The sequence below is a fragment of the Amycolatopsis sp. NPDC102522 genome (assembly GCF_055584485.1).
This window is the reverse complement of sequence record NZ_JBVJLY010000005.1, coordinates 174,323-200,248: the sequence shown is the minus strand read 5'-3', so window position 1 is coordinate 200,248 and position 25,926 is coordinate 174,323. Positions and strand designations below refer to the sequence as shown.

22 protein-coding genes are annotated in these 25,926 nt (G+C 69.7%); 7 read left to right on the top strand and 15 right to left on the bottom strand.

Annotated elements, in window-relative coordinates; translation table 11 throughout:
- Window positions 1-89 precede the first annotated feature (89 nt).
- Window positions 90-2,969 (bottom strand): S8 family serine peptidase, encoded by a 2,880-nt coding sequence (locus tag ACZ6YV_RS16215; protein WP_465510414.1) that lies wholly within the window; start codon window positions 2,967-2,969, stop codon window positions 90-92.
- 237 nt (window positions 2,970-3,206) lie between these two features.
- Window positions 3,207-4,784 carry a deoxyguanosinetriphosphate triphosphohydrolase family protein gene (locus tag ACZ6YV_RS16210; protein ID WP_465510324.1) on the bottom strand — a complete coding sequence of 526 codons (1,578 nt, stop codon included), beginning with the start codon at window positions 4,782-4,784 and terminating at the stop codon, window positions 3,207-3,209.
- 43 nt (window positions 4,785-4,827) lie between these two features.
- Between ACZ6YV_RS16210 and ACZ6YV_RS16205 the strand changes: the two genes are divergently transcribed.
- Together ACZ6YV_RS16205 and ACZ6YV_RS16200 are read left to right on the top strand one after the other, a co-directional pair.
- Window positions 4,828-5,955 carry a lycopene cyclase family protein gene (locus ACZ6YV_RS16205; RefSeq protein WP_465510323.1) on the top strand — a complete coding sequence of 376 codons (1,128 nt, stop codon included), beginning with the start codon at window positions 4,828-4,830 and terminating at the stop codon, window positions 5,953-5,955.
- A 72-nt stretch (window positions 5,956-6,027) separates the two neighbouring features.
- Window positions 6,028-7,710: an EAL domain-containing protein gene (locus ACZ6YV_RS16200; protein WP_465510322.1), complete on the top strand. Its 1,683-nt coding sequence runs from the start codon at window positions 6,028-6,030 to the stop codon at window positions 7,708-7,710.
- A 6-nt stretch (window positions 7,711-7,716) separates the two neighbouring features.
- Here ACZ6YV_RS16200 and ACZ6YV_RS16195 read toward each other — a convergent pair whose 3' ends face one another.
- Genes ACZ6YV_RS16195 through ACZ6YV_RS16185 form a run of 3 tightly spaced genes read right to left on the bottom strand, consistent with a single transcriptional unit; the run spans window position 7,717 to window position 10,875 of the window.
- Window positions 7,717-8,877 carry a sulfotransferase family protein gene (locus ACZ6YV_RS16195; protein WP_465510321.1) on the bottom strand — a complete coding sequence of 387 codons (1,161 nt, stop codon included), beginning with the start codon at window positions 8,875-8,877 and terminating at the stop codon, window positions 7,717-7,719.
- Window positions 8,878-8,887: 10 nt separating this feature from the next.
- The gene (locus tag ACZ6YV_RS16190; protein ID WP_465510320.1) at window positions 8,888-9,670 is read right to left on the bottom strand and encodes an SDR family oxidoreductase; all 783 of its coding nucleotides are present in this window, start codon (window positions 9,668-9,670) and stop codon (window positions 8,888-8,890) included.
- On the bottom strand, window positions 9,667-10,875 hold the full coding sequence (locus ACZ6YV_RS16185) for a hypothetical protein (protein ID WP_465510319.1): 1,209 nt from the start codon (window positions 10,873-10,875) through the stop codon (window positions 9,667-9,669). The genes ACZ6YV_RS16190 and ACZ6YV_RS16185 overlap by 4 nt, the downstream gene beginning before the upstream one ends.
- Before the next feature lie 87 nt (window positions 10,876-10,962).
- On the opposite strand from ACZ6YV_RS16185, the gene ACZ6YV_RS16180 reads away from it, so the two are divergent.
- Window positions 10,963-11,880 (top strand): helix-turn-helix domain-containing protein, encoded by a 918-nt coding sequence (locus tag ACZ6YV_RS16180; RefSeq protein ID WP_465510318.1) that lies wholly within the window; start codon window positions 10,963-10,965, stop codon window positions 11,878-11,880.
- A gap of 379 nt (window positions 11,881-12,259) precedes the next feature.
- Here the strand turns inward: ACZ6YV_RS16180 and ACZ6YV_RS16175 are convergent, their stop codons facing one another.
- Entirely contained in the window at window positions 12,260-12,727 is a 468-nt protein-coding gene (locus ACZ6YV_RS16175) for a nuclear transport factor 2 family protein (protein WP_378237869.1), read from the bottom strand.
- Window positions 12,728-12,804: 77 nt separating this feature from the next.
- Here ACZ6YV_RS16175 and cysD point away from each other — a divergent pair, with 77 nt between their 5' ends.
- Together cysD and cysC are read left to right on the top strand one after the other, a co-directional pair.
- Window positions 12,805-13,713 carry a sulfate adenylyltransferase subunit CysD gene (gene cysD / locus ACZ6YV_RS16170; protein ID WP_465510317.1) on the top strand — a complete coding sequence of 303 codons (909 nt, stop codon included), beginning with the start codon at window positions 12,805-12,807 and terminating at the stop codon, window positions 13,711-13,713.
- Window positions 13,713-15,542: an adenylyl-sulfate kinase gene (gene cysC / locus ACZ6YV_RS16165; RefSeq protein ID WP_465510316.1), complete on the top strand. Its 1,830-nt coding sequence runs from the start codon at window positions 13,713-13,715 to the stop codon at window positions 15,540-15,542. The genes cysD and cysC overlap by 1 nt, the downstream gene beginning before the upstream one ends.
- A gap of 4 nt (window positions 15,543-15,546) precedes the next feature.
- Here cysC and ACZ6YV_RS16160 read toward each other — a convergent pair whose 3' ends face one another.
- The 4 genes from ACZ6YV_RS16160 to ACZ6YV_RS16145 are packed head-to-tail and all read right to left on the bottom strand — an operon-like array spanning window position 15,547 to window position 19,061.
- On the bottom strand, window positions 15,547-16,584 hold the full coding sequence (locus tag ACZ6YV_RS16160) for a serine hydrolase (RefSeq protein ID WP_465510315.1): 1,038 nt from the start codon (window positions 16,582-16,584) through the stop codon (window positions 15,547-15,549).
- An 18-nt stretch (window positions 16,585-16,602) separates the two neighbouring features.
- Complete coding sequence (locus ACZ6YV_RS16155) at window positions 16,603-17,256, bottom strand: response regulator (RefSeq protein ID WP_465510413.1); 654 nt, start codon at window positions 17,254-17,256, stop codon at window positions 16,603-16,605.
- Window positions 17,253-18,482 (bottom strand): sensor histidine kinase, encoded by a 1,230-nt coding sequence (locus tag ACZ6YV_RS16150; RefSeq protein ID WP_465510314.1) that lies wholly within the window; start codon window positions 18,480-18,482, stop codon window positions 17,253-17,255. Before ACZ6YV_RS16150 ends, ACZ6YV_RS16155 begins: the two co-directional genes overlap by 4 nt.
- A gap of 9 nt (window positions 18,483-18,491) precedes the next feature.
- Complete coding sequence (locus tag ACZ6YV_RS16145; RefSeq protein ID WP_465510313.1) at window positions 18,492-19,061, bottom strand: TetR/AcrR family transcriptional regulator; 570 nt, start codon at window positions 19,059-19,061, stop codon at window positions 18,492-18,494.
- 89 nt (window positions 19,062-19,150) lie between these two features.
- On the opposite strand from ACZ6YV_RS16145, the gene ACZ6YV_RS16140 reads away from it, so the two are divergent.
- Together ACZ6YV_RS16140 and ACZ6YV_RS16135 are read left to right on the top strand one after the other, a co-directional pair.
- The gene (locus ACZ6YV_RS16140; RefSeq protein ID WP_465510312.1) at window positions 19,151-20,368 is read left to right on the top strand and encodes an MFS transporter; all 1,218 of its coding nucleotides are present in this window, start codon (window positions 19,151-19,153) and stop codon (window positions 20,366-20,368) included.
- A gap of 13 nt (window positions 20,369-20,381) precedes the next feature.
- Complete coding sequence (locus ACZ6YV_RS16135; protein WP_465510311.1) at window positions 20,382-22,346, top strand: ABC1 kinase family protein; 1,965 nt, start codon at window positions 20,382-20,384, stop codon at window positions 22,344-22,346.
- On the opposite strand, the gene lepB is transcribed toward ACZ6YV_RS16135, so the two are convergent.
- The 5 genes from lepB to ACZ6YV_RS16110 form a co-directional block, all read right to left on the bottom strand.
- Window positions 22,270-23,070, bottom strand: coding sequence for a signal peptidase I (lepB, locus tag ACZ6YV_RS16130; RefSeq protein WP_465510310.1), 801 nt, complete (start codon window positions 23,068-23,070; stop codon window positions 22,270-22,272). The two genes, ACZ6YV_RS16135 and lepB, sit on opposite strands and share 77 nt — an antisense overlap.
- Window positions 23,071-23,112: 42 nt before the next feature.
- On the bottom strand, window positions 23,113-23,439 hold the full coding sequence (locus ACZ6YV_RS16125) for a YnfA family protein (protein WP_465510309.1): 327 nt from the start codon (window positions 23,437-23,439) through the stop codon (window positions 23,113-23,115).
- Window positions 23,440-23,772: 333 nt separating this feature from the next.
- On the bottom strand, window positions 23,773-24,180 hold the full coding sequence (locus tag ACZ6YV_RS16120; RefSeq protein ID WP_020637162.1) for a metal-sulfur cluster assembly factor: 408 nt from the start codon (window positions 24,178-24,180) through the stop codon (window positions 23,773-23,775).
- Window positions 24,177-24,626: a Fe-S cluster assembly sulfur transfer protein SufU gene (sufU, locus tag ACZ6YV_RS16115; protein ID WP_101606798.1), complete on the bottom strand. Its 450-nt coding sequence runs from the start codon at window positions 24,624-24,626 to the stop codon at window positions 24,177-24,179. Before sufU ends, ACZ6YV_RS16120 begins: the two co-directional genes overlap by 4 nt.
- On the bottom strand, window positions 24,626-25,912 hold the full coding sequence (locus tag ACZ6YV_RS16110) for a cysteine desulfurase (RefSeq protein ID WP_465510308.1): 1,287 nt from the start codon (window positions 25,910-25,912) through the stop codon (window positions 24,626-24,628). The genes sufU and ACZ6YV_RS16110 overlap by 1 nt, the downstream gene beginning before the upstream one ends.
- Window positions 25,913-25,926 lie beyond the last annotated feature (14 nt).

The following is a 25,926-nucleotide window of genomic DNA, read 5'->3' as shown; positions in this document are numbered from 1 at the left end:
ATCGGCGCCTTACCCGCCCGCGGTACGTGAAGGCCCCCTTCACTGCGCTAGGCGCAGTGAAGGGGGCCTTCACGTACTTCCGGAAGCGACTAGACCGGCTTCACCGGCCCCGCGCCGACCGACTTCCCGACACTCGCGGGCCGCTCAGCCACACCAGACTGAACGAAACCGTTGGCGTGCAAGGAAACCGAACGGATCGATCCGGTGTCGCCACCGGCGACGTCCACCGCGGTGAACTTCCAGACACCGTCGGCCACCGCGCCGGTGGTCAGGCCGCCGAACGGCTGCACCGGCTTGTAGGTCCCGGTGAACGGGGCACTCGCCGCGCTCACCGAACTGAACAGAGCGGTCGCGGTGTCGGCGAAGACGACCTGGCACAGGTTGTTGCCCGAGCCGCCGCCGCGCTGGAACACGGTCGCCTTGGCGCCCGCCGGCGAGGTCAGGGTGCCGACCAGGTCACCGACGTACGAGTGGTTGATGCCCACCGTCGTCGAGGTCTGGTCGGTGTTGCACGTGGCCCCGTCGATCGAGAACGTCAGCTTCGACGCGCGCCCGACACCGCTCACCGTGATCGGCACGGTCGCGCCGGTCGGGTCGCTGTCCGGGATCGCCACCGCGGCACCGGCGTAGGCGAAGTTCTGCGTCACCGGCGACGGCGTGCCGACCGGCAGCGAGAACGTCGACGTGGTCGGCGAGAACGAGCCCGCGAAGGTCACGCGCGCGTTCAGCACCACCGGCACACCGAGTTCCTGCGTGGTGGGAACGGTGATGGTGAAGTCGTTCACGCCGGTCTGCCCGGGGCTGATCGTGCCGTACGACTTCGACCGCGGCGCCACCGTGACACCGGGGGTCGGGCTGGAGAGCACGACGCTGGTCGAGGACGCGGTGCCGTCGCCGCGGTTGGTCACCGGCAGGGTCACCTTGGCGGTGTCGCCCGGGTCGAGCGAGGAACCGCCGTCGGCCGGGGTGACCGTCGGCTGGCCCGCGGTCGCGAGCGGCTGCGGGCTGGCACCGGTGTAGGCGAGCACCTTGTCGGCGAGGATGACGCCCGCGCCGCTGGAGTTGTCGCGGCCCGGGGTCAGGATGTCGACGGCGGTGTTGATCAGCGCCGCGCGCACCTCGGCCGGGGGCAGCCCCGGGTTGCCCGAGAGCACCAGGCCCGCGATCGCGGCGGCGTGCGGCGCGGCGGCCGACGTGCCGTAGAACGTGGTGAACCCGGTGACGCTGGTGGAGACGCCGTCGGCCGCGGTGATGTCCGGCTTGGCGCGGACCTCACCACCGGTGCCGGACACGTTGCCCGGGGTGATCGGGGTGCCGTCGGCCTGGTAGAACATGCGCCGCGGACCGTCCGAAGTGAACCGTTCGACCTTCGAGGCCGCGCCGAAGGCGGCCGGGAACGGGCCCGCCGGGTTGGCCGGGTCGTTCGGTTCGAGGGCACGCGGGAACGCCTTGGCGGCCGGGGCCGCCGCGACGCTGAACGCGTCCCGCGCGGCCGAGTGGCCCACGGTCACGCCGGGTTTGGTGTAGGCCTTGAGGCCGTCCGCCGAGTCGGAGAAACGACCGCGCAGCGCGGACAGCGACAGGTAGCGGCCCTCACCGGAGAACTTGACGATGGCCAGCCGCAGCCCGGCGGCGCCCGTGGTGTCCACTCGCTCGTAGGCGTCCTGGGTCCCGGTCTGGACGTCCTGGCTCAAGTCGACGACGTTGCCCGCCGCGTTCAGCAGGTACAGGTCGTAGTCGTTGTTCGAGCGGCCCAGCGGGTCCGACCAGAACAAGGTGACCGGCACGGCCCCGGACCCGTTCGAGATCGGCTGGAAGATCTGGTTGCCCGCGGCTCCGGCGAAGTTGTGCGCGGTGCCGGCGAACTTGCCGACACCCTTGCCGGAGTCGACGAAGTCGCCTTCCCAGTGGCCCGAGGTGCCGTCGGCGACGTTGCCCTCGTTACCGGCCGAGGAGAAGTACAGCGCGCCGTTGGCGGTCACGTCGTTCACGGCCTGGGCGATGATCCAGTCCTGGAACGGCGATTCCTTGAAGTACAGGACATCGTCGACGATGACGTCGCAGTGCGCCTCGAAACGCAGCTTGCGGATGTTGTCGGCGAAGCTGGCGTCGGAGTTGAACGCGCTGGCGAAACCGAGCGCCGCGTTCGGCGCGAGATCGTGGATGATCTCGAGCATCGCGGTGCCCTCGTCGCCGGATCCCTGCTGGCCGGGGAGCACGTCGACGCCCGCCGGGAGTTCGCCGCGCGCCTGCGAGGTCGCGAGCGAGTCGACGCCGTCGGAAAGCGCGCAGATCTTGGTGCCCACCCCGGTGACGCCGAACTGCTGGCGCGCGATGTCGGCGTTGTGCGCGCGGTCGCCTTCGCTGTTGACAGGTCCGGCGGCGGCACCGACCTGGCCCTTGGCCTCTACGGCCTTCCGCAGCTCTTCCGCGATCCGGGCGGCCTTCTCTTCCTTGCCTTCCGGCTTCGCCTTGCCCGCGGTGGCGGGCTCGGCGAGCTGGCGGGCGGTGAACGCCTCGTTGGCGGTCTCGACCTTCTTGACGTCCTCGCGTCCGGCGATCGCCGGGACCGCGTTCAGCGGCACTTCGGCTCGGACGCTGCCGTACCGTTCGGAGACCGCGCGGATCCCGGCACCGGCTTCACGCAGACCATTCAGGAGTTCTTCCGAGACCTGGCCCCGGATGTCGACGAGTACGGTGCCGGTCGCGGAGACATTCGCCCCAGACCCCAGTGCGGGAACCGCGGAGGCCGACATGCGTTGAGCGCGGAGTTTCTGTTCGACGAGCAGCCTGCTGTCCACTTTGGACTCAGCGGCGGTCTGATTCTTCTTGATCGACTGCAGGGCCTCGATCTGCCGGACGGTGTTCTCCGAGAAAGCGTCCGGGGACTGTCCGGTTTCCGCCGACGCGACGGGCGGGCTGACAAGGCCGAGCGCGGTGACGAGCGCCGCGGTGCCCGCGGTCAGGATCGATCTTCTTCTCCGGTTAGAACGGGTTGGACGCACGTGCGCCTCCGATTCCTAGGCGCGTGCCCCGACTCACGCTGACCAATGCCGGCGATCACCGGCTGGATCAAGCTAAGTACCGGGCGTGCACCGGCGGCAGGCGCCGTTCGAGTGACGTCGGATGGAGAATTTCCGGATTCGGCCGCAGATCGTGGGCCGTTCAGCGTAATCGTATGGTCACGGCGTGATGATGGACCGGCCTCAAAGGACGAAGGAGTCCGACCAAGGCTGCGAAGCGCGACCGGACAGGCCGTCCAAAAGGGTCACCGCCTGTTTGTCCGTCAGGGACGCCACGAAGTCGACCACCGCCCGCCCGCGCGCCAGACCGCGCACGGCGTCGGCACCGGTGACCGGTTCACCGGTCGCTCCGATGAGCAGTTCCGGCGACGTCCGCGCGAGCTGGCTGAACTCCGACTGCGCCAGTTCGACCAGATCGTGCAGCCGCCGCGGGAGCCGGTAGAACTCGTCGCGATCGAGCAGCCAGGCGTCGAGCGCGTCGACCAGTGTGGTCACCAGGCTCGCCTGTCCGCGCTGGTGCAGCGCCAGTTCCGGGCGCAACAGCACGAACCGCCGGTGCACGAACTTCAGCACCTGGACCTCGTGCCACTGCGCGGGTCGCAGCGTGAGATGCCCCGTCCGGGTGGAGGGGGACGACACCACCTGGACGCCGTCGACGAGCCGCGCGGTCCACTTCGCCGAGAAGGCGGCTGTCGCCTGCTCCGCCTCGATGGAACCGTCGAACCCGGTGGCGAGCAGGCCGTCGACGAGTTCGGCGCGGACACGGGCGACGGCGCTGGTGAAGGCGTCGTCGTCGACGATCCAGCCGTCCTTGGCGTGCATCCGGCGGCGCAGCCGTTCCAGCGAACGGCCCGGCAGCCGCCGTTCGGCGGTCAAGGTCGCGTCGTCCAGCCCGGCCAGTTCCACCGCGCCCTCGACCCAGCCGGCGAACTCGGCGGCGACCGGCGCGTGCTGCAGGACACCGATCCGGTGGAAGTCCTGGAGGTCGTGGATGGCGTAGGCGATGTCGTCGGCGGTGTCCATCACGGACGCTTCGACGGTCTGCTGCCAAGGTTCGATCCGGCCTGCGAACGGCGCCCGCGCCTCGGTGAAGTCGTCGAGTTCGGTGCTGTAGGCGGAGAACTTGCTCGCGCCGGTGCCGGGGGCGTCGGCCGGTTCGGCCGCGCCGCGCGGCTGGACGTCCATCGACGTCGGATGCGGATCGGGCACGTGCAGGCGCGCCCACGGGTACTTCAGCACCGCGGCGCGCACCGCCGTGGTGAGGTCCAGCCCGGAAGCGGACGGCCCGCGCACGTCGGTCGTGGTGATGATCCGGAACGACTGCGCGTTGCCCTCGAAGCCGTCGGCGAGGCCGAAGCGGTGCCGGGCGATCCGGTCGAGGGTCTGCTCCCCCAGGTGCCCGAACGGCGGATGCCCGAGGTCGTGCGCGAGCGAGGCGGCCTCGGCGACGTCCGGGTCGCAGCCGCCCAGTTTCGCGGCGAGTTCGGCGGAGTCGCTGGTGGAGTTGATCCGCTCGGCGATGGCGCGCGCGACCTGCGCGACCTTGAGGCTGTGCGTGAGCCGGTTGTGCAGCAGCCCGGATCCACCGGCGCTGACCACCTGGGTCACCCCGCCGAGGCGGGCGAAGAACGGCGACGCGGCGATCCGGTCCCGGTCGATCCGGAACGGGCTCGTGGCGAGGTCGGTGAACCCGGCGTTCTCGCTCTCCGGATCACGCCGCCACGTCCTTGGATCCGTCAGTCTCGGGTCCGTCTGTTCCATGCGTCACACCGTATCCGTCGGGGCGCTTTGAGACACTGCCCAGGTGGCGGACGTGGTGATCGCGGGCGGTGGCCCGGCGGGCCGGGCGCTCGCACGGGCCTGCGACCGGCGCGGCCTGGAGACGGTCCTGATCGACCCGGCGCCGGGCAGGCGCTGGCGGGCGACCTACGGGCTGTGGGCCGACGAACTGCCGTCGCTGCCCGAGAGCGCCATCGCCTGCGCGCCTTCGACGGCACTCGCCTTCGGAACCAGGCGGCACGTCCTCGATCGGCAGTACCTCGTGGTGGACAACGCCGGTCTGCACACATGGCTGGACGGCGGCTACGACGTCGTCACCGGGACGGTGGCGGGCGTCGACCACGGCAGGCAGGGCTCGTCGGTGCGCCTCGAAGACGGACGAGTGCTCGCGGCGGGCCTGTATGTCGACGCCTCCGGAGCCAGGCCGCGGGGCAACCGGTACGAGCAGACGGCCTTCGGCGCCGTCCTCCCCGCCGAGGACGCGCTGCGCCTGGTCGACAGTCCGGACACCGCCGTGTTCATGGACTGGCGCGGCAGCGACCAAGGCTTCCTGTACGTGCTGCCGCTCGGCGACGGCACCGTCCTGGTCGAGGAGACCTCGCTGGCCCGCAAGCCCGGCCTGCCGCTCGAACTCCTGGCGGCGCGGCTGCGTGCCCGGCTGACGGCCGCCGGGCTGACGTCACGCGGCCGCGAGGAACGCGTGCGGATCGTGCTCGACCTGCCGGTGCCCCGTCGTGGCCGGACGGTGCCGTTCGGGGCCGCCGCCGGGTTGGTGCATCCGGCGACCGGGTACAGCGTCGCGACGTCGGTGCGGCTCGCGGACCCTGTCGCCGACGCGGTCGCCCAGGCCTGGGATCGCGGACCCGCCGAAGCCGCGTCGGCCGCCCACCGGGCGCTGTGGCCACCGTCGGCTCGGACCGTGCACGGGTTGCGGCGGCACGGGCTGCGGGCGCTGTGCGGGATGCCGTCCGAAGTGGTCCCGGTGTTCTTCGATCTGTTCTTCACGCTGCCCACCGGGCTCCAGCGGGCCTTCACCACCGGTCGCGAGGACGTGCCGGGTACCGCCGAAGCGATGTCGGCACTTTTCCGAATGGCGCCGTGGCAAGTGAGAAAACACCTGATCGGGTGGCGTGCGTTACGCCGTTCTAGGTAACCCGGGTGCCTCTCCGATGAACATCAGTTGACACGTGTTTCGTTTCGTGCCGCCACCGACGAATATGCGGTTGTGACGTTGCAGATCGCGGTCCGCTTCGCTTACCAGCCGTTGTACAGCCTGCACACCGGTGGCGTCGTCGCGTTCGAAGCCCTGGCACGGCCGGGCCGCGGCACCGCCCACGAACTGCTCGCCGACGCCCGGCGCAGCGGCAGGCTGGCCGAGGTCGACGTCGGCCTGGCCGCCGAGGCCGTGCGGCAGCAGAAGGAGCCGCAAACAGCCCTGCCGCTGCACCTGAACCTGTCCGCCCGGACCGTGGCGGCCTCGCCGTCCCAGTTCGAACCGCTGACCGAGGCACTCGGCCTGTCCGGCCGCCGGACCAGGGACGTCGTGCTGGAGATCGGGCCGCCGTTCGCCCAGGTCCCCGCCGACCAGCTGCTCACCGGGATGCGCCGGCTCACCGATCTCGGGTTCCGGCTCGCGCTCGACGGCCTCGGCCGCGGCGACCTCCCGCTCACGCTGCTCGCTTCGGCGCCGATCGACCTGGTGAAACTGGACCGCAGCGTGCTGCGTGGCCTGCCTCACGACCCGGCGGCCGTCGCGGTGGTCGAGGCGGTGCTGCACTTCGCGTCGCGCACCGACAACCGGCTGGTCGCGACAGGGCTCGAAACCACCGAGCAGCTGGAGTCCGCGCGGAGGCTCGGGGTGCGGATCGCGCAGGGCAACCTGCTGGCCCCGCCGGACGGCGACCACGCGCCGCTGCCCGCGCCGGACGCGCCCGGCCCGATCGTCGGAGGCACCGCCCGCGCCCGCCGCGTCGGCGACTTCCTGCGGCCCGCGGCCACGCTGCCGGAAGCGGCGACCTGTGACGACGTGCGTGAGGTGCTGGCCGCCTCCGACGGGCCGAGCGGCATCGTCGGCATCGACGACCGGCACCGTCCACAGTGGTCGATCGACCGGACGCGGTTCCTGGTCGCGTTCACCGGGTTGTACGGCCACGCCCTGCACGCCAAACGGCCCGCGTCGCGGCTCGCCGACCGGCCGCACACGATCCACGCCGACGCGAGCGCGCTGGAGTTCCTCGAACTGGTCACCGACGCGGACTGGAGCCGGACCGGCGACGACGTCGTGGTGGTCGACGACCGCGGCCGCTGCGTCGGGGTGGTGCTGGTGAACGAGGTCGTCCGCGGGGTCGCGGAGGCGAAGGTCGAGGAGGCCGTCTCGCTGAGCCCGCTGACCCGCCTGCCCGGCAGCGACACCGTCGCCAGGGACGTCGACCGCCGGATCAACGCGCGGGAGCCGTTCGTCGCGGCCTGGCTGGACGTCGACTCGTTCAAGACGGTCAACGACACCGCCGGGTTCGCCGCGGGCGACGACCTGATCCGCACACTCGGCCGGACACTCACCGACCTGGAGGCCAGGCTGCGGCGGATGCGCGTCAGCCACGTCGGCGGGGACGACTTCCTGATCGCCTGCGACGTCGACGAGATCGGCACGGTCGCCACGGCGCTGCTGGACACGCCGTGGTCGGCCGACGGGCTCCCGGTGACGGTCTCGCTGGCGACCCTGGTGTGCGGGAACGGCGCGATCCGGTCCTACAAGGACGCTTCCCGGCTCTTGGCGCCGCTGAAGAAGCGCGCCAAGGAGGTCCCCGGGTCGAGCTGGGTGCTCGGGCGGCCGGGGTCGGAGCGCGTCGAGGTGCTGCGCGGCATCACGACGCGCGGCCTGCCCGCGCAACGTGCCGCCGGCTTCTGACGCGTTTCAGAGGGCGTGGGCGGCGCGGTAGGCCGAGAAGCGCTCGTCGACCTCGCCCGTGGTGAGGCCGAAGTCCGCGAGGTCGTACCGGTGCACGGGTTTCCTTTCCCCGGAACGGCTTTCGGCGTGCACGGTGGTCATCGCGTCACGGGCTTCGCCGCTCAGCGGCAACCCGAAACGCCGGTAGACACCCTCCACCGTACCGATCGGGTCGGCGACGAAGTCCTCGTACCGGACATCGCAGAACTGCGCCGGATCGTGCCGTTTCCTCGCCTCCAGCGACCTTTCCGCGCCCCGCGCCCACAGATCCAGCTGGCTACGGCCGATCACGTCACCGCGGAAGACGTCGGACCAGCCTTCCGAAGCTTGTTCGTTCAGACTGCAGACCGACGCGATGATCGTGCTCGGCGCGCGGTGGGTCTGGACGATCAGCGCGTCCGGGTACACCTCCAGCAGCGCGTCGAGCGCGAACAGATGACTCGGGTTCTTGAGCACCCAGCGGCGTCCGGCGTCGGGCAGGCCGATCAGCTGGAGATTGCTCCGGTGCCTGCGGTAGGCGTCGGTCCAGTTCTGCCCGTCCAGCCAGCGCGAGTACGACGGCACGTGCGCGAGACATTCGTAGGACACCGATTTCAGGGACTGCCGCAGCAGTTGCCAGCATTCCTCGACCTGACCGGCGGACATGTGGTGCAGGCCCATGAACTCGGGATGTTCGACGTGGTGCTTCTCGTAGCCCGCCTGGATCCCTTGGAAGACCGGGTTTTCCGCCCAGGTCTCGCGCGGCGGCCGCGGCTGCGGCACCTCGGTCAGCCAGACCTCCAGCCCTTGGTGCGCCGGATCCTCGGTGAGCAGCCGGTGCAGCGCCGTGGTCCCGGTGCGCGGCAGGCCGGTGACGAAGATGGGCCGCTCGACGGGCACCTCGGCGTACTCCGGGTTCTGCTTCCAGGACGCCTCGCTCAACGACCTCGCCACGAGGGCACCACGCAGGAACGCGCGATGGATCTTGTTACCGTACGGCGTCAAACCGGCCTCACCGGCATACGAGTCCAGCAGGACCCGCAGCCCTTCGAGGTGGTCTTCGCCGCCGAAGTCGTCCAGCCCGGTGAGTTTCGCCGCCGACGCGTGCAGATCCTCCACGGTGCCGACGTTTTCCCGCCCTGGCAGCATGTTCTCCCCTTCAGTGGTGGTATTCGCCGGCGTTGACATCGAGGCACTGCCCGGTGACGCAGCGGGCGAGCGACGAGGCCAGGAACACGACGGTGTCGGCGATCTCGTCCGGTTCCGGCAGGCGGCGCAGGTCGATCGTCTCCGCGGTCTCGGCGTACACCTGCTCCGGCGGCACACCGCGTTCCTTGGCCAGGTAGGCGAAATACCACTTCAGCGAATCGGCCCAGATGTAGCCGGGCGCCACGGAATTGACCCGGATCCCGCGTGGCCCGAGTTCCGAGGCGAGGCTCTGCGCGAGCGCGAGCAAACTCGCCTTCGCCATCTTGTACGCGCCGAACGTCCGCCGGGAATGCCGGAGCACGGCCGAATTGATCATCACCACCGAACCACCGCTCTCGTCGAGCGAGGGCGTGAACAGCCGTGTGAGCCGGAGCGCGGCGAGCACGTTGGTCTCGAAGCCCGCCCGCACGTCGGCGAGGTCGACGTCGGCGAGATCCATGATCGGCGGAATGGCGAAAGCGTTGTTCACCAAGGCGTCCACGCGGCCGAAAGCCTTCATCGCGGCTTCGGCGAGACTCGCGGCCGAAGCGTCGTCGGTGATGTCGGTGGGCACGGTGACCGCGCGGCGGCCGAGCGCGTCGACCTCCTTGGCGACCTCGGCTAGCCGGGATTCGGTGCGCGCCGCGAGGACGACGTCGGCGCCCGCCGCAGCGCTGCGGACGGCGATGGACCGGCCGAGTCCCGGCCCGACGCCGGAGACCACGATCACCTTGTCCCGCAGGAGATCCGTCATCCCAGCATCCTTCCCGCGACGGCCGTCTGACGGGCCGCGATCCGGGCCGCCCACTCCTCAGGGGTCACTCGGGCCTCGTCGTGGAACGGCAGCCTGTCGGCGAGGTCGCCGAACTTCACCACCTCGACCTCGGGACCGTCGGCGGTGTCCAGCGCGCGGGAAAGCCGTTGCCAGCGGATCTGGACGTACCCGCGATCGTGCCCGGTGCGTTCGAGCCAGTTGGCCAGGCCGGGGTCGCGTTCGCTGATCACGAACCGGATCTTGCCGTCCGGGTCGACCCGCGCCTGGTCGGCGGTGAGGCTCGTCTGATGGTTGATGTAGTCCAGCGAGAGATACCAGACGCTGCCGAGCTGGATGCCCTGATACGGCGCGTCCGAACGCGGGACCGTGACGATCATGACCTCTTCGTCGCCGAGTTCGTAGTGCCCGGCCGAGGAGTACTGCGTGGTCAGGCCGCCCGGTGTCGGGCGCGGTTCGGTCATCGTGTTCACCGGCAGGTTCAGGTAGAACCACTTCGGGAAGGCGAGGAAGGTGCGCAGCCTGCTCAGCAGGATCTTGCCGGAGACGCCGTAGCGTTTGGCCAGCCCGTCGCGGGTGAGCGGCGCGGGCGAGCCACCCGCGGTGTCGGCGCACTGGATCTGGATCGTGCCGCGGCGTTCGGTGGCCCAGTCGCTGTAGACCTCGCGGACCACGAGCATCGACGAGCCCGGGCCCAGGGTGAAGTAGTTCGAGGCACGTTTTCCCGCCGAGAACTCATCGGCGCTGTCGGGGCCGGGATCCGGTTTGGCCGGTCCGAAGCGGAGTTCGAACGAGCCGTCCTCGGCGATCTCGATCTCGCGATCGTCGAAGGCGGCGAGACTGTCCGGCACCTCGACGGGTGAGTAGTCGCCGTTGAGGACCTGGAAACTGACGTCGGCGGTGCTCCCCCGTGTCCCGGTGACGACGTACTCGCGGTCCTCGCGGATGTTCGCGTTGAAGTACAGCGTGTCCGGGTTGTCCAGGCCCATCTTCGTGTACGGCCCGGTGGACTGGGTGAAGAACGGATAGTCCCGTTCGTAGGCCCACGCCATCTGCAGGGACGCGCGGATGCTTCCGGCGAGGTAGTCGTAGCCCTCGACCAGGTCTTGTTCGGTCCGGATGTGCGGCGCCTCCGCGATGACCTTCTCGGCTTCGACGATCGCGTCCGCGAACGGTTGAGTGAGCACCGGCGACTCCTCATACTGGTACAAATACGTACCGACTTGGTACGTTCTTCGCGAGGTAAGACTAGAACGCGTTCTAAGGATGGGTCAATGACTCGGCGTTCCCCGCCCGCCGAGCGGGTCGTGCGGCTGCTCGACTTCTTCGCCGCGCACCCGGGCCGTCGCTTCGGCCTTTCGGAACTCGCCCGCGAACTGGGCCTGGCCAAGCCGACCTGTCTCGGCATCGTCACCGAGCTGACCGCGGGCGGCTACCTGGTCCGGGACCCGAGCCCGGTCACCTACCGGCTCGGGCCCGCGATGATCGCCGCGGGCCGCGTCGCCGGCGAGGGTTTCGGCGCGAGCGAGGTCGCGCGACGGCATTTGGAGGACCTGAGCAGGCGCTACGGCGCCACGTGCACGGCGTCGGCCGTGGTCGGCGACCGGATCCTGATGCTGCAGAGCGCCGGACCCGGCCGTGTCAAACTCGGCGAGACCTACCCGTTCGCGCCGCCGGTCGGCCTGATGTACGTGCTGTGGGACGCCGACTCGGCGTTCGACACGTGGCTCGCCAAACCCCCGGCGGTGCCGGTGCGACTGGACGAAGCGCATCTGCGTCGCGTCGTCGCGGAATGCCGCGAACACGGGTACCTGGTGGAGAGCCTGACCTCCGCCGGGCGACGGCTCTACGCGCTGATGGCCGGCGTCGGCGCGGACGAGCTACCGCCGGAGGTACGGGGCCTGGTGGGGGAACTCGTGTCGAGCCTCGGCGAGCGCGTCTACCTCGGCGCCGATCTGGAGCCGCGCCACAAGCACGCGGTGAGCCTGCTCGCCGCGCCGACGTTCGACGCTTCGGGCAGGCAGGAACTGGTGCTCACGCTGTCGGTCGGCGAGCCGATCACCGGCGCCGAGATCGCGCGGCGGGGTGCGGCGCTGGTCGCCACCGCCGACGCCGTCACCGCCGAATCCGGCGGCCGCCGCCCCCGCGTTCAGTCCTCTGAACGCGGCGGCCGCCGCCCGTCGGCCACGTGAGTGAAGACGTGGCTCGCGTGTTCAGGAACCGCACTCGCGTGATCAGAGCCGGAACTCACGTGATTGGAGCCCGCACTCGAGTGTTCGGTGCCGCGGAGGATCTCGTGATGCCCGGTCCGCCCCACGCGCACCAGCCCGCGCGTGAAGGACCCCTTTCCTCGGCTCAGCCGAGGGAACTCGACCTTCACACCTTCCCCAAGTACGTGAAGGCCCCCTTCATTGCGCCAGGCGCAATGAAGGGGGCCTTCACGTACTTCAGGCGGCCAAAGCGGCGGAGAGCTATCGGTCCGGATAGTCGTGAGTGGCGATTCGGGTTAGAACCGTCCTGGCCGCTCACGAGACCCGACGACCAACCCGCATTCAGAGGACGAAACGCGGGTCAGGAGGACCAGCGGTTCGCGGTGAGTTTCAGGCTCGGCACGTCGTCCATCGACATCATCGTCTCGTACAGCCGGTCGTACTGGGTCGAAGCGGTCAGCCACGCGCCGTCCACCCGCCGGTAGGTGTCCTCGTAGTACGCCGCGCCCTCGATCACCACCCGATGTTCGGGCACGATCACCTTGTCCCGCATCAGCCACGTGCCCGTCGCGGTGTCGCCGTCGACGTCGATCTCCGGCTGCCCGGCGAAGTGCACCGTGGTGACGCCGGGCCCGACGGCGTTCCGGAAGAACCCGATGATCGCGTCACGCCCTTCGAAGTTCAGGGGTTCGCCGTACGAGGGCGTGCCGAACCGCGCGTGCGCGTCGGTCGTCAGGGTCCCGGCCATCTCGTCCCACAGCTTGAGGTCGAGGCACCGGAGGTAGCGGGCTTTGAGGCGGCGGATCTCTTCGAGCGCGACCAGGTCCATGCCGACAGCGTGCCCCTCCCCTTGACCAAGCACAAGAACTTGTTCTACTTTTCTGATCTCGAACCACGGAGGTCACGATGGGGTCGCCGACCTACGAGCTCACCCATCTCGAAGCACTCGAAGCCGAAGCCGTGCACATCTTCCGCGAGGTCGCGGCGACCTTCGAACGGCCGGTGCTGCTGTTCTCCGGCGGCAAGGACTCGATGGTGATGCTCCACGTGGCGGCCAAGGCGTTCTGGCCGTCACCACCGCCGTTCCCGGTGATGCACGTCGACACCGGGCACAACTTCGACGAGGTCATCGAGTTCCGGGATCGCACTGTCGACACCTACGGACTCCGGCTCGTCGTCACCAGCGTCCAGGACGACATCGACGCGGGCCGGGTCGTCGAAGACCCCAAGGCCGGCCGCAACCGGCTCCAGACCGCGGCTCTCCTGCGCGGGATCCGCGAGCATTCCTACGACGCCGTCTTCGGCGGCGCCCGGCGCGACGAGGAGAAAGCCCGCGCGAAGGAGCGGGTCTTCAGCTTCCGCGACGAGTTCGGCCAATGGGATCCGCGCAATCAGCGGCCGGAACTTTGGGATCTGTACAACGGCAGGCACCGCAAGGGCGAGCACATCCGCGTCTTCCCGCTGTCGAACTGGACCGAACTCGACATCTGGCAGTACATCGAGGCCGAGGGCGTCGACCTGCCGTCGATCTACTACTCGCACCGGCGCCCGGTCGTCCAACGGGACGGGATGCTGCTCGCGCACACCCGCTTCCTCACCTTGACCGAAGACGAAAGTCCTTACGAGGCAACGGTTCGCTTCCGCACCGTCGGCGACGCGACCTGCACCGGCTGCGTCGAGTCGACGGCGACTTCACCGTCCGAGGTGGTCGCCGAGGTGGCGGTCAGCAGGATCACCGAACGTGGCGCCACCCGCGCCGACGACCGGATCTCCGAGGCGGGCATGGAAGACCGGAAGAAGGAAGGCTACTTCTGATGGGCGCTTCACAGCTGGTCCGCCTCGCGACCGCGGGCAGCGTCGACGACGGGAAGTCGACCCTGATCGGCCGTCTGCTGTTCGATTCGAAGACCGTGTTCACCGACCAGCTCGAAGCCATCGAACGCACCAGCCGCGACCGCGGCGAGGCGTATCCGAACCTCGCGCTGCTGACCGACGGCCTGCGCGCCGAACGCGAGCAGGGCATCACGATCGACGTCGCTCACCGGTATTTCGCGACGCCGCGCCGGAAGTTCATCATCGCCGACACCCCGGGACACGTGCAGTACACCCGGAACATGGTCACCGGGGCGTCCACGGCGGACCTCGCGCTGGTCCTCGTCGACGCCCGCAAAGGCGTGCTCGAACAGTCACGGCGGCACGCGTTCCTGGCGAGCCTGCTCGGAATCCCGCATCTGGTGCTGTGCGTCAACAAGATGGACCTCGTCGACTGGTCGAAGGAGCGCTTCGAGGAGATCCGCGAGGACTTCCGCCGCTTCGCCATGAAACTCCAGGTGCACGACCTGACCTTCGTGCCGATGTCGGCGCTGCACGGTGACAACGTCGTGCACCGGGGAGCCAGTATGCCTTGGTACGAAGGCACTTCCCTGCTGCACCATCTCGAACAGGTCCACGTGGCCTCGGATCGCAACCTCATCGACGCGCGGTTCCCGGTGCAGTACGTGATCCGGGAGCCCAGCCGTGACTTCCGCGGGTACGCGGGCACCGTCGCGGGCGGGGTGTTCAAACCCGGCGACGAGGTCGCGGTGCTGCCGTCCGGGTTCACCACGACGGTGCGCGCGATCTGGGGGCCGGGCGGCACCCCGGTCACCGAAGCCTTCGCCTCGCAGGCCGTCACGATCGAACTCGCCGACGATGTCGACCTCGGCCGCAGTGACCTGATCTGCCGTCCCGGCAACCGGCCGCACACCAGCCGGGACGTCGACGCGATGGTCTGCTGGTTCTCCGAACAGAACGCGCTCACCCCCGGCGCGAGCTACGTCGTCCGGCACACCACCCGGGAGACCAAGGCCGAGATCCGCGACCTCGACTACCGGCTCGACGTCACCACCCTGCACCGCGACGAGACCGCGAAAGCGTTGTCCCTGAACGAGATTGGTCGGATCCGGCTGCGCGCGCGGCAGCCGCTGCTGTTCGATTCCTACCGCCGCAACCGGTCCACCGGCGGTTTCGTCCTCGTCGACGAGCATTCCGGCGCGACGGTCGCGGCGGGCATGATCACCGGGCCGAGCGTGACGGCGTCGAACGTCGTCTGGCACACCGCCGCGGTCAGCAGGACCGAACGCGCGACGCGCGGGCTCACCGTCTGGCTCACCGGGCTTTCCGCGTCCGGGAAGTCGAGTGTGGCCGTGGAGCTGGAGCGACGGCTGGTGGCGTCCGGCAGGCCCGCGTATCTGCTGGACGGCGACAATCTCCGGCACGGGCTGAACGGGAACCTCGGCTTCAGCCCCGCCGATCGCGCCGAGAACGTCCGGCGCGTCGCCGAGGTCGCGAAGCTGTTCGCCGACGCCGGTGTGGTGTCGGTGGTCTCCCTGATCAGCCCTTACCAGGCCGATCGCGAACTCGCTCGCGCCGCGCACGAGGCGGCAGGGCTGCCGTTCCTCGAAATCTTCGTCGACACCCCGCTCGAGGTCTGCGAAGACCGCGACCCCAAGGGGATGTACGCGAAGGCGAGGGCGGGCGAGATCAGCGGGTTCACCGGGGTGGACGCCCCCTACGAGCGACCGGAGAACCCGGAACTGGTGCTGCGCCCGGAAAACGGGGACCCGGCCGCGATGGCCACGCTGATCCTCGCCGCCCTCGACTAGTCCTTCAGCCGCCGTTGGAGGCCCGGTACGGAGCGGACGCGTAGGTGCGGGCGGTGGTGGCCGTCAGCTTCTCGACCGAACGGAACATCGTCTTCCCGAGCTTCGTCCGCGCCTTCAGCGCCGGATGCGTCGCGGCGTAGTCGTCCTTGTTGACCGCCTGGTCACCCGCGAACGCGCCGGAGGCGAACAGCGAATAGGTCAGGATCGGCTTGCCGTCCGCGCTGAACATCACGCCGGCCTCGTTACGGCCGTCGTTGAACCAGCCCGCCTTCGTGGCGACCCGCAGCCGCTCGGCCGAGGTCAGGTCGAGCCGCACACCGTCGGTGAACGCGCTCAGCGAACGCAGGATGTTCAGCAGGTACTCGGTGGACTTCGCCGAAAGCAGCGTCCCGCCGACCAGCTTCCGCAGCAGCGTATGCGTTTCGGCCGGAGTCGTCTTGCCGAGGAAGAAGCGGTTCGGGTTCGCCACCGGAACGACCTGCGTGTGCACGAATCCCTTGCCGCGCAGGATCTCGTTGACCTCCGCGGACGGGCAGACCAGCCCGCACAGGCGGACGGCGGTGTTGTCGGACAGCGTCAGCAGCGCGGCCATCGCGTGCCCGAGAGTGATCGAGCTCGGGTACGCGCCGTCGAGGCCGAAGATACCGTCGGTGTCCTTGATGACGATGTCGGCCGTGACGTCGACGCGCTGGTCCAAAGTGAGCAGTCCGCGGTCGATCTTGTCGAGCACCGCGGTCGCGACCGCGATCTTGTTGACGCTGTAGGCCTCGACCACCTCGTCTGCCCGCTCGGAGACGGCGGGGACCAGGTTCCCGGCGGAATCCGCGACGCTGACGTAAGACGACCAGGTGCCACCCGCCTTCGCGGTTTCCCGGGCGTAGACCTGGGAGATCCGGCGCGCGGCAGCCGAAGCGTCGGCAGCGGCGGTGTCTGAATCGGACTCTTCGGCGGCTTGGGCGAGCTGGGCTGTCCCGAGTACCGCACCCGCGGCGGCGACCGTTCCCAGCCCCAGCAGACGACGGCGATTGACGTTCGTATCCACCTGGGGACCCTACCGCGTTCAGCCCGCCGGTGTGACGAATCCGGTGTCGTAGGCCTTGATCACCGCTTGTGTCCGGTCCCTCGCACCGAGTTTCGCGAGGACGTTCCCGACATGCGTCTTCACCGTCTGCAGGCCGAGGTACAGCTCGCCCGCGATTTCCACATTGGACAGTCCGACCGCCATCAGGCGCAGTACCTCGCGTTCGCGTTCGGTGAGCCCGGCGCCGGCGAGACCGTCCTGCGGGCCCCGGTTCGCCTGCTGCGCGGCCAGCCGCCGGATCGCGGCCGGGAACAGCAGGGACTCCCCCGCCGCCACCGTCCGGATCGCCGCGACGATCTCCTCGGGCCGGGCCCGCTTCAGCAGGAAGCCGCTCGCTCCGGCGAGCAGCGCGTCGTAGACGTAGTCGTCGTTTTCGAAGGTGGTCACCACGATCACCTTCGGCGGATTGTCCATAGTGGACATCAGATGTTCGGTGGCGCGGATCCCGTCGACCGAGGGCATCCGGACGTCCATCAGCACGACGTCGGGCCGGAACCGCGAGACCAGGCCCGGCACTTCAGCACCGTCGGCCGCTTCTCCCAGAACCTCCAGATCAGGCTCGGACGCGACGATCGCGCGCAGCCCCGCCCGGATGAGCTGTTCGTCGTCGACCAGCAGCACCCCGATGCTCATCGCCGTTTCCCCCATGGCACCGCCACCTCGACCTTCCAGAATCCGTCTGCGCGGCCCGCGGTGATCGTGCCTCCGAGCACTTCCACCCGTTCCGTCATTCCCTCGAGCCCTCGGCCGCCCCCGTCCCGTGACGGCTCCGCGGCGCCGAGCGGGTTGGCCACCCGCAGCCGCAACAGGTCCGGAGCGGCGTCCACGAGCACCGTCACGGGCACCTTACCGGCGTGCCGCAACGCGTTCGTCAGGCATTCCTGCAGGATCCGGTACGCCTCGCGGGAGACGACCGGCGGCACCGACGCCGGTTCGCCCAGCACCTCCGCCGTCACCTCGGCGCCCGCCAGCCGCGTGGCCTCCACCAGCGCGGACAGCTCCGTCAGCCCCGCTTGCGGCGCCCGTGACGACGCTTCCTCACGCAGCAGCCCGAGCACGTGGTCGAGATCGTCCAGCGCGGCACGGGCCGACTCCTCGATCGCGGTGAGCGCCTGCTCGGTGAACTCCGGATCCGACCGAAGGGTCCGGCGCGCGGCCCCGGCCTGGATGGTCACGACGCTCAGCGCGTGCCCGACCGAGTCGTGCAGTTCGCGGGCGAGTCTGTTGCGTTCGGCGAGTTGTTCGGTGCGTTTCTCCAGCTGGGCGATCCGCTCGGCGGCCGAGATCCCCAGCAGGCTCCTGGCGCAGCGGGTCAGCACCGCACCGGCGATCCGGACGACGTACGCCAGCGCGACGAGGCCGAGCAGGAACGCCGCCGGGATCCAGGCGCTCGCCCAGCCTTTCGGCACCGTGATCGGGTCCTCTGTGGACAGCGCTATCCGACCGGTGAACGGCGCCGCGACCGAGAAACCGAAGGCGACCGGGACGAGCAGGCTCACCAGGCTGACGACGCAACCGGTGGCCACGTGCAGCAGGAACATCGCGCTCGACCGCAGCCGGACGGGCCAGCTCCCCGCGGGCCCGAATGTCACCCCTGGCACCGGGTCGTCCAGCAGTTCCCGCACGGCCGCGCCTTCCAGCACCCGGACGGCGGGGAGGAACGACGACGCGATCACCACCAGGACGACGGTGATCATCGCGATGACGACCCCGCGTCCCATCGTCACGACGAGGGGCAGCAGCGACGGCACCACGATGGCGGCGAAGAGCACGTACGGCACGCTGAGGGCGCCGCCGAGGATGAAGTAGACCCACCGGCGGTAGGTCGCCCGGTCCACGAGCGGGCCGAAAAGTCGCATGCGCTCTTTCTAGCGTGTGCCGACCTCGCGCGGATCCCTCATCAGTATCTCCGCGATCTCCCTCGCGAGCGTGACCCGGTGCGCGTCGCCGTCGATGCCGGTGTGCGCGACAGCGCCCTCCAGCAGGAGGAAAAGCTGCTCCGCGAGCCGCTCGGGGTCGGCCGCGCCCGGGGCGTCCTCACGGAGGAGTTCGGCGAACTTCGCCCGCACCGCTTCCTTGTGCCGCCGGATCACGTCGAGCCCGGGATGTCCGGCGGGCAGTTCGGCGGCCGCGTTGAGGAACGCGCACCCCCTGTCGCTCCCGAGCTTGGGGTGGTCGATGTAGGCGTCGAAGACCACGAGCGCCCGGGGCGGATCGGCGTCGGCCAGGCGCTCTTCGAGGTACGCCCACCAGACGTCGTGCCGCCGTCGCAGGTACTCGACGATGAGCTCCGTCTTCGACCCGAAGCACGCGTACAACGTCTTTTTCGTGACGCCGGCGGTCTCGGCCACGGCCGCGACGCCCACCGCGTTCAGGCCCTCCCGGTAGAAGAGCTCGGTCGCGGCAGTCAGGACACGCTCGCCGGCTGGAGTCAGCATGGTTCGACTATACCGATCGGTTGACCTGAGCGCGAAATGCGGGAACACTCCCCGAGTATACCGAACGGTATACATCTGGAGGCGAGCTGATGGTTTCTTCGTACAAGCGCGAGTTGACGCTCACCGCGGCCGGGTTGTCGCTGATCGCGGTCTCCTACGGGCTCGCGAGATACGCGTACGGGCTCTTCGCGCCGACGCTCCGGACGGAATTCGGCCTCGACGGCGGCCTGCTCGGCGCCATCGCGGCGGGCAGTTACGTCGCGTACTGCCTGGCCGTCATGGCCTCGACCGCCGTCACGGCACGCTGGGGCGCGCGGGCGGGCGCGCTCTCCGCCGGGTTGTCCGCGACAGCCGGCACCGCCCTGATCGCGGCCGCGCCGAACGCCGCCGTCCTCGCGCTCGGCGTCGTCCTCGCCGGAGCCAGCACCGGCCTCGCCTCCCCCTCGCTCGCGGACGCGGTCTCGCGGGTCGTCCGGGTGACCCGCCGCGACCGCGCCCAGTCCGTGGTGAACGCCGGAACCGGGCTCGGCGTGCTGATCTCGGGCCCGGTCTCGCTGCTCGCGCTCGGCGATTGGCGGCTGGCCTGGTGGGCCTTCGCCGCGGCGTCGGCGCTGGTGACCCTGTGGATCACCCGCGTCGTGCCGCCGGTCAAGGAGGATCGCGCACGCGGCCTGCCGGCGCCACTGTTCCCGCCCGCCACCGGACGCCTGCTGCCCGCCGCCGCGACGCTCGGCCTGGCCAGCGCGGCGATCTGGACGTTCGGCCGGGACATCGCCGTGAGCGTCGGCGGGCTCGGCGAGACAGCCTCGACCGTGGTGTGGATCGTGCTCGGCGCTGTCGGCCTGGCCGGCGCGTTCACCGCCGAGCTGACCTCGCGAGCGGGACTGCGCCGGACCTGGTCGGCGGGGATGGTCCTGTTCGCCGTCGCGACGGCGCTCTTCGCCCTCGCCACCCGGTCGCTCCCCGCGCTCATCATCGCGGCGGCGCTCTTCGGGGCCGTCTACATCGGACTGACCGGTGTGCTGATCCTCTGGGGGACCAGGGCCTATCCGACGGCGCCCGCGTTCGGTGTCGGCTTGGCCTTTCTGATGCTGGCACTCGGCCAGGCCGCCGGAGCACCACTCATCGGCCTCCTCGGCGACCTCATCGACCTTCGCGCCGGCTTCCTCGCCGCGGCGGCGACGGCCCTTCTCGGTGTCCTGTTCGCGCCCAAGGAAGCGACCACTACGTACAACTTCGGGGTTCGTTCCCTCTCAAGGGTGAGTACCGTCCCGCCGGAGCGGGAATCCCGCGCGGGCTGCGCGTGATGTCCTCATCGGCATGAACCTGCTGCTCGGCCTGCTCACCCTGCCCGCCTACGCGTTGATGCTGTGGCCGCTCGTGGTCGCCGCCCGCCGCGTGCTGGGCGTGCGGATCGGCGTGATCCGCGCGTTCTGCGCCGCCGGCTTCGGCTGGCTGGTCGCGGGCGGCATCCTCACCGCGGTCCCCCGGCTGATGTACGCGGGCAGTGCCTTCGCCGGGCTGGTCATCCCGGTGGCGGGCAGCGCGTTCCTGGCGACGCTGATCTTCCTGTTCGTCGCGGAGTTCGTCCTGCCTTCCGGTTCGGGGCTCGGGCTGATCGGCAGGATCCGGTCGATGCGCCGCCGCGTGGCCCGGACGCGGCGGTACTCGCAGATCACCCGGATCGCGATCAAACACGGCCTGGGCCGGTATCTCACCGGCCGCCGCGAATCCGGCCTCGCCCAGGTCCGGCACGCCAAACTGGCGCGCTCGCTGCGGCGCGCGCTGGAGGAGGGCGGCGTGACGTTCGTGAAACTCGGCCAGCTGCTCTCGACGCGGTCCGATCTGCTCCCGCAGGTGTTCATCGACGAACTGAGCAAGCTCCAGGACCAGGTTGCCTTCGCCGACGCCGACGAGGTCGCCACGGTGCTGCGGGAGGAACTGGGCGGGAACCCGGACGAGATCTTCGCCGAGTTCGATCCGGAGCCGATCGCGGCCGCGTCGATCGCGCAGGTCTACCGGGCGAAGCTGCGCGGCGGGCAGGACGTGGTCGTCAAGGTGCAACGGCCCGGGGTGCAGGCACTGGTCGAGAAGGACCTCGACATCGTCCGCCGGGTCGCGGCCGCGCTGGACCTGCGCGCGGACTGGGCGCGTTCGCTCGGCGTCGTCGACCTCGCCGAGGGATTCGCCGACGCGCTGGTCGAAGAGCTCGATTTCCGGACCGAGGCCAGGAACATCGAAGCGGTCGCCGCGGCCTACCCCGGCAACGAGGTCGCTCTTCCGACCGTCCACAAAGAACTGTCCACCGAGCGGGTCCTCGTGATGCGGCGCCTCGACGGCAAGCCGCTCGCCGCCGCCAAGGACCAGGTCCCGGCGGCGGAACGGGCGAACCTCGCGCGGTCGATGCTCCGCTGCGTGCTCGGCCAGGTGATGGGCAGCGGCGTCTTCCACGCCGACCCGCATCCCGGCAACGTCCTGCTGCTCACCGACGGCAGGCTGGGCCTGCTCGACTTCGGTTCCGTCGGACGGCTCGACTCGGGCCTGCGCGGCGGGCTGCAGAACCTCATCCTCGCCCTCGACCGCGGCGACCCGGCCGCGTTGCGCGACGGCCTGCTGGAGATCGTCGACCGGCCGGACGAGATCGAGGAACGACGGCTGGAGCGGGCACTGGGTTCCTTGGTGGCCAAGCATTTCAACCACGGGCAGGCCCCGGATCTGGACATGTTCACCGACCTGTTCCGGGTGATCGCCGACTTCCGGCTCAGCGTGCCCCCGCCGATCGCCGCGGTGTTCCGCGCACTGGCCACCCTGGAGGGAACGCTCGCCGCGCTGGCGCCGGGATTCAACATCGTCGTCGAATCCCGCGCCTACGCCGCCGAGCAGGTGGGTGCCGGGCTGCGGCCGGAATCGCTGCGCTCCACGGCCACCAACGAACTGATGGCGCTCCTGCCGGTGCTGCGCCGCCTGCCCCGCCGCGTCGACCGGATCGGCAGCGCGCTGGAGCAGGGCAGGCTTTCGGTCAACGTCCGGCTGTTCTCCGACGAACGCGACCGCGACGTGGTCACCGGGCTGGTGCACGAGATCCTGCTGGCGTTCGTCGGCGCGGCCACCGGGCTGATGGCGGTGCTGCTGCTGAGCAGCGCGACCGGCCCGGAGGTCCTGCCGGGTGTCACGCTGCACCAGATGTTCGGCTACAACCTGCTGGTGGTCAGTGCGCTGGTGGGATTGCGGCTGCTCTTCGTCGTTTTCCGGCGGAGCGGACAACGCTCACGATCGCCCCGATGACCCCGAGGACGACCAGCCCGATCCCGGCGAAGATCAGCAGCCGCGAAGTACGGAACCCGGTGTCGGACAAGGGATCGCCCGGCAGTCCTGCCTCGACGAAAGCGGTGGTCCGCGGAAAGGGCTCAGCGGCGAGAGTGCTCCCCAGCCCGACGACGATTCCGCTCACCTTCGACAGCGGCACGGCGCCATCGCCCGGCATGCCGACGTAGATCCGTGAGTCCCGCGAATTGTTCCGCAGATCGCCGGCGACGAACACCGTGTCCGGCGGCACCTGGACGCTGAACGGCCGGTACTCCTTGCGGCCGTAACCGTTGTCGTCTTCGGCGTACGGCTCTTTGACCGGCTTCCCGTTGACGGTGATCAGGTTGTCGTTCGTACAGCAGACGACCTGATCACCACCGACGCCGATCACCCGCTTGACGGCCCGGCCTTCGCCGGGAGCCGAGTCCGGGAACGCGGAAAGATCCATGAGGACGACCTCGCCGCGGTGAATCTCGGGGAGATCCGTCCAGCGGTACAACACGACCTGGCCCGGCTTGATCGTGGGCGTCATCGCTTCGCCCGGAACACTCACCATGCGGTAGCTCATCAGGGTCCAGAAACCGTACCCTCCGGTGCCCACGCCGACGATCGCCACCAGGATCATCACGAGCAGGAGCGGGGAGAATCTTCGCTTCGGCCCGGGTCTGTCGGCAGGCGGAGCGGGGAAGTCCGTTTCGGTCACGGCACACCCTAGCGCCGGTGGCCGACAGTTTCCGGCGAACGCTCAGCCTCGGGGCGCGTACATGATGACCCCGACCCCGGCGAGACAGATCAACGCGCCGAGCACGTCGTAACGGTCCGGCCGGTAGCCGTCGGCGACCATCCCCCACGCCAGCGAACCCGCGACGAACACCCCGCCGTACGCGGCGAGGATGCGGCCGAAGTTCGCGTCGGGCTGCAATGTCGCGACGAAGCCGTAGAGGCCCAGCGCGACGACGCCCGCACCGATCCAGAGGTAGCCGCGATGTTCCCGGACGCCCTGCCAGATCAGCCAGGCGCCGCCGATCTCCAGCAGGGCCGCGAGCGCGAAAAGGGAGATGGACCGGATCATCCCGTAACCCAAGCAGACACCGGCCGGGCGAACTCCCGGGGCGAGGTATAGGGCGTTATACGCAAGGGGTTCCGTTCGCAGCCAGGTCGAAGGCGTCACTCGCGTGATCAGGGACCGCACTCGCGTGATTGGGCACGGAACTCACGTGATTGGAGGCCGAACTCGAGTGTTCCGGGTCTGTTCACGCGAGTCACGCCTCTGATCACGCGAGTTCCGGGCTTGATCACGCGAGTTCGGTGCCGCACCACCCTCACCGATGCTATGAAAGGCCCGTTACTTGCAAAATTTGCAAGTAACGGGCCTTTCCTGGCGCGCAGGCGCGAAAAACGGGGGTCAGACGGTGAAGCCGAGCGCCCGCAGCTGCTCGCGGCCGTCCTCGGTGATCTTCTCCGGGCCCCACGGCGGCATCCAGACCCAGTTGATCCGGAAGTCCTTGACCAGTCCCGTTCCCCCGCCGACGAGCGCGGCACCGGTCTGGTCCTCGATGACGTCGGTCAGCGGGCAGGCCGCGGACGTCAGGGTCATGTCGATGGTGGCGGTGTTGTCCGGCTCCACGTGGATGCCGTAGACGAGCCCCAGGTCGACGACGTTGATGCCGAGTTCGGGGTCGACGACGTCGCGCATCGCCTCTTCGAGGTCCTCGACCTTCGCCAGGTCGGCGGTGTCCGCGGCGGCGGTGGTCTCGGCGTCGAGGTCGGCGGCCGTGCGCCCCTCGCGGGTTTCGGTCTGCTGTTCGGTCATGCCGTCTCAACTCCGTTGGTCGTGCGGGCGACGGCGTCCTTGAACGCCATCCATCCGAGCAGGGCGCACTTCACGCGTGCCGGGTACTTGGCGACGCCCGCGAAGGCGATGCCGTCCTCCAGCACTTCCTCGTCCGGCTCGATCTGACCCTTGCCCTGCATCAGCTCGACGAAGGCGTCCATGGTGGTGAACGCCTCCTCCACGGTGTGCCCGACGACGAGATCCGTCAAGACCGACGTGGACGCCTGGCTGATCGAGCAGCCTTGTCCGTCGTAGGAGATGTCGGCGACCTTCCCGTCGTCGACCTTCACCCGCAGGGTCACCTCGTCGCCGCAGGTCGGGTTGACCTGGAACGACTCGGCGTCGAACGGCTCGCGAAGGCCGCGGCCGTGCGGGTTCTTGTAGTGGTCCAGGATGATCTCCTGGTACATGCTCTCCAGGTTCATCAGGCCACCCCGAAGAACTTCTGCGCCTCGCGCACACCGTTCACCAGAGCGTCCACTTCGGACAGTGTGTTGTAGACGTAGAACGACGCGCGCACGGTCGCCGGGACCGAGCAGGCCCGGTGCAGCGGCCACGCGCAGTGGTGCCCGACGCGGACGGCGACGCCGAGGCTGTCCAGCACCTGGCCCGAGTCGTGCGGGTGGACGCCGTCGATGACGAACGAAACCAGTCCGCCGCGGTCGGCCATGTCGGTGGGGCCGATGATCCGCACACCCGGGATCTCGCCGAGGCCGGTCAGCGCCGCCTCGGTGAGGAGGTGCTCGTGCGCGGCGACCCGGTCCATGCCGATCGCCGACAGGTAGTCGGCGGCCGCGCCGAGGCCGACGGCCTGCGACGTCATCGGCGTGCCCGCCTCGAACCGCTGCGGCGGCGCGGCGAACGTGGTCTGCTCCATGCGGACCATCTCGATCATCGAGCCACCGGTCAGGAACGGCGGCATCGCTTCGAGCAGCTCGCGGCGGCCGTAGAGGACGCCGATGCCGTACGGGCCGACCATCTTGTGCCCGGCGAAAGCGGCGAAGTCGACGTCCAGGTCGTGGAGGTCCACGGGGAAGTGCGGCACCGACTGGCAGGCGTCCAGCACGACCAGCGCGCCGACCTTGCGGGCCTTCTCCACCAGGAACTTGACCGGGTTGATCGTGCCGAGCACGTTGGACTGGTGCGTGAACGCGAGCACCTTGGTCCGTTCGGTGATCAGCTCGTCCACATTGGACAGATCGAGACGACCGTCGGCGGTGACGGAGAACCACTTCAGCGTCGCGCCGGTGCGCTGGCAGAGCTGCTGCCACGGCACCAGGTTCGCGTGGTGTTCCATCTCGGTGATGACGATCTCGTCACCGGGACCGATCTTGAACCGCTCGGCCCCGGGACCGGCCGTGGCGGCGTTGCTCATCGCGTAGGCGACGAGGTTGATGCCCTCGGTGGCGTTCTTGGTGAACACCAGCTCGTGCGGGGAGGCGCCGACGAACTCCGCGATCCGCACGCGGGCGGATTCGTAGGCGTCGGTCGCCTCCTCGGCGAGCTGGTGCGCGCCGCGGTGCACCGCGGCGTTCGAGGTCTCCAGGAACCGGCGCTCGGCTTCGAGCACCTGCGCCGGTTTCTGGGACGTCGCACCGGAATCCAGATACACCAAGGGTTTCCCGTCCCGCACCGTGCGGGTCAGGATCGGGAAGTCGGCCCTGATGGCCGCTATGTCCAGCGGTACAGAGTTAGCCGTGGTGGTGGTCATCGGGCCAACTCCTC

Bases quoted from the DNA above. Each gene is read 5' to 3' on its own strand.
- ACZ6YV_RS16155 (WP_465510413.1), bottom strand. From the start codon at position 17,256: ATGAGCATCGGGGTGCTGCTGGTCGACGACGAACAGCTCATCCGGGCG.
- ACZ6YV_RS16195 (WP_465510321.1), bottom strand. From the start codon at position 8,877: ATGCTGCCAGGGCGGGAAAACGTCGGCACCGTGGAGGATCTGCACGCG.
- ACZ6YV_RS16145 (WP_465510313.1), bottom strand. From the start codon at position 19,061: ATGCTGACTCCAGCCGGCGAGCGTGTCCTGACTGCCGCGACCGAGCTC.
- ACZ6YV_RS16110 (WP_465510308.1), bottom strand. From the start codon at position 25,912: ATGACCACCACCACGGCTAACTCTGTACCGCTGGACATAGCGGCCATC.
- cysC (WP_465510316.1), top strand. From the start codon at position 13,713: ATGGGCGCTTCACAGCTGGTCCGCCTCGCGACCGCGGGCAGCGTCGAC.
- ACZ6YV_RS16175 (WP_378237869.1), bottom strand. From the start codon at position 12,727: ATGGACCTGGTCGCGCTCGAAGAGATCCGCCGCCTCAAAGCCCGCTAC.
- ACZ6YV_RS16180 (WP_465510318.1), top strand. From the start codon at position 10,963: ATGACTCGGCGTTCCCCGCCCGCCGAGCGGGTCGTGCGGCTGCTCGAC.
- ACZ6YV_RS16120 (WP_020637162.1), bottom strand. From the start codon at position 24,180: ATGACCGAACAGCAGACCGAAACCCGCGAGGGGCGCACGGCCGCCGAC.
- ACZ6YV_RS16135 (WP_465510311.1), top strand. From the start codon at position 20,382: ATGAACCTGCTGCTCGGCCTGCTCACCCTGCCCGCCTACGCGTTGATG.
- ACZ6YV_RS16140 (WP_465510312.1), top strand. From the start codon at position 19,151: ATGGTTTCTTCGTACAAGCGCGAGTTGACGCTCACCGCGGCCGGGTTG.
- cysD (WP_465510317.1), top strand. From the start codon at position 12,805: ATGGGGTCGCCGACCTACGAGCTCACCCATCTCGAAGCACTCGAAGCC.
- sufU (WP_101606798.1), bottom strand. From the start codon at position 24,626: ATGAACCTGGAGAGCATGTACCAGGAGATCATCCTGGACCACTACAAG.
- ACZ6YV_RS16150 (WP_465510314.1), bottom strand. From the start codon at position 18,482: ATGCGACTTTTCGGCCCGCTCGTGGACCGGGCGACCTACCGCCGGTGG.
- ACZ6YV_RS16190 (WP_465510320.1), bottom strand. From the start codon at position 9,670: ATGACGGATCTCCTGCGGGACAAGGTGATCGTGGTCTCCGGCGTCGGG.
- ACZ6YV_RS16125 (WP_465510309.1), bottom strand. From the start codon at position 23,439: ATGATCCGGTCCATCTCCCTTTTCGCGCTCGCGGCCCTGCTGGAGATC.
- ACZ6YV_RS16210 (WP_465510324.1), bottom strand. From the start codon at position 4,784: ATGGAACAGACGGACCCGAGACTGACGGATCCAAGGACGTGGCGGCGT.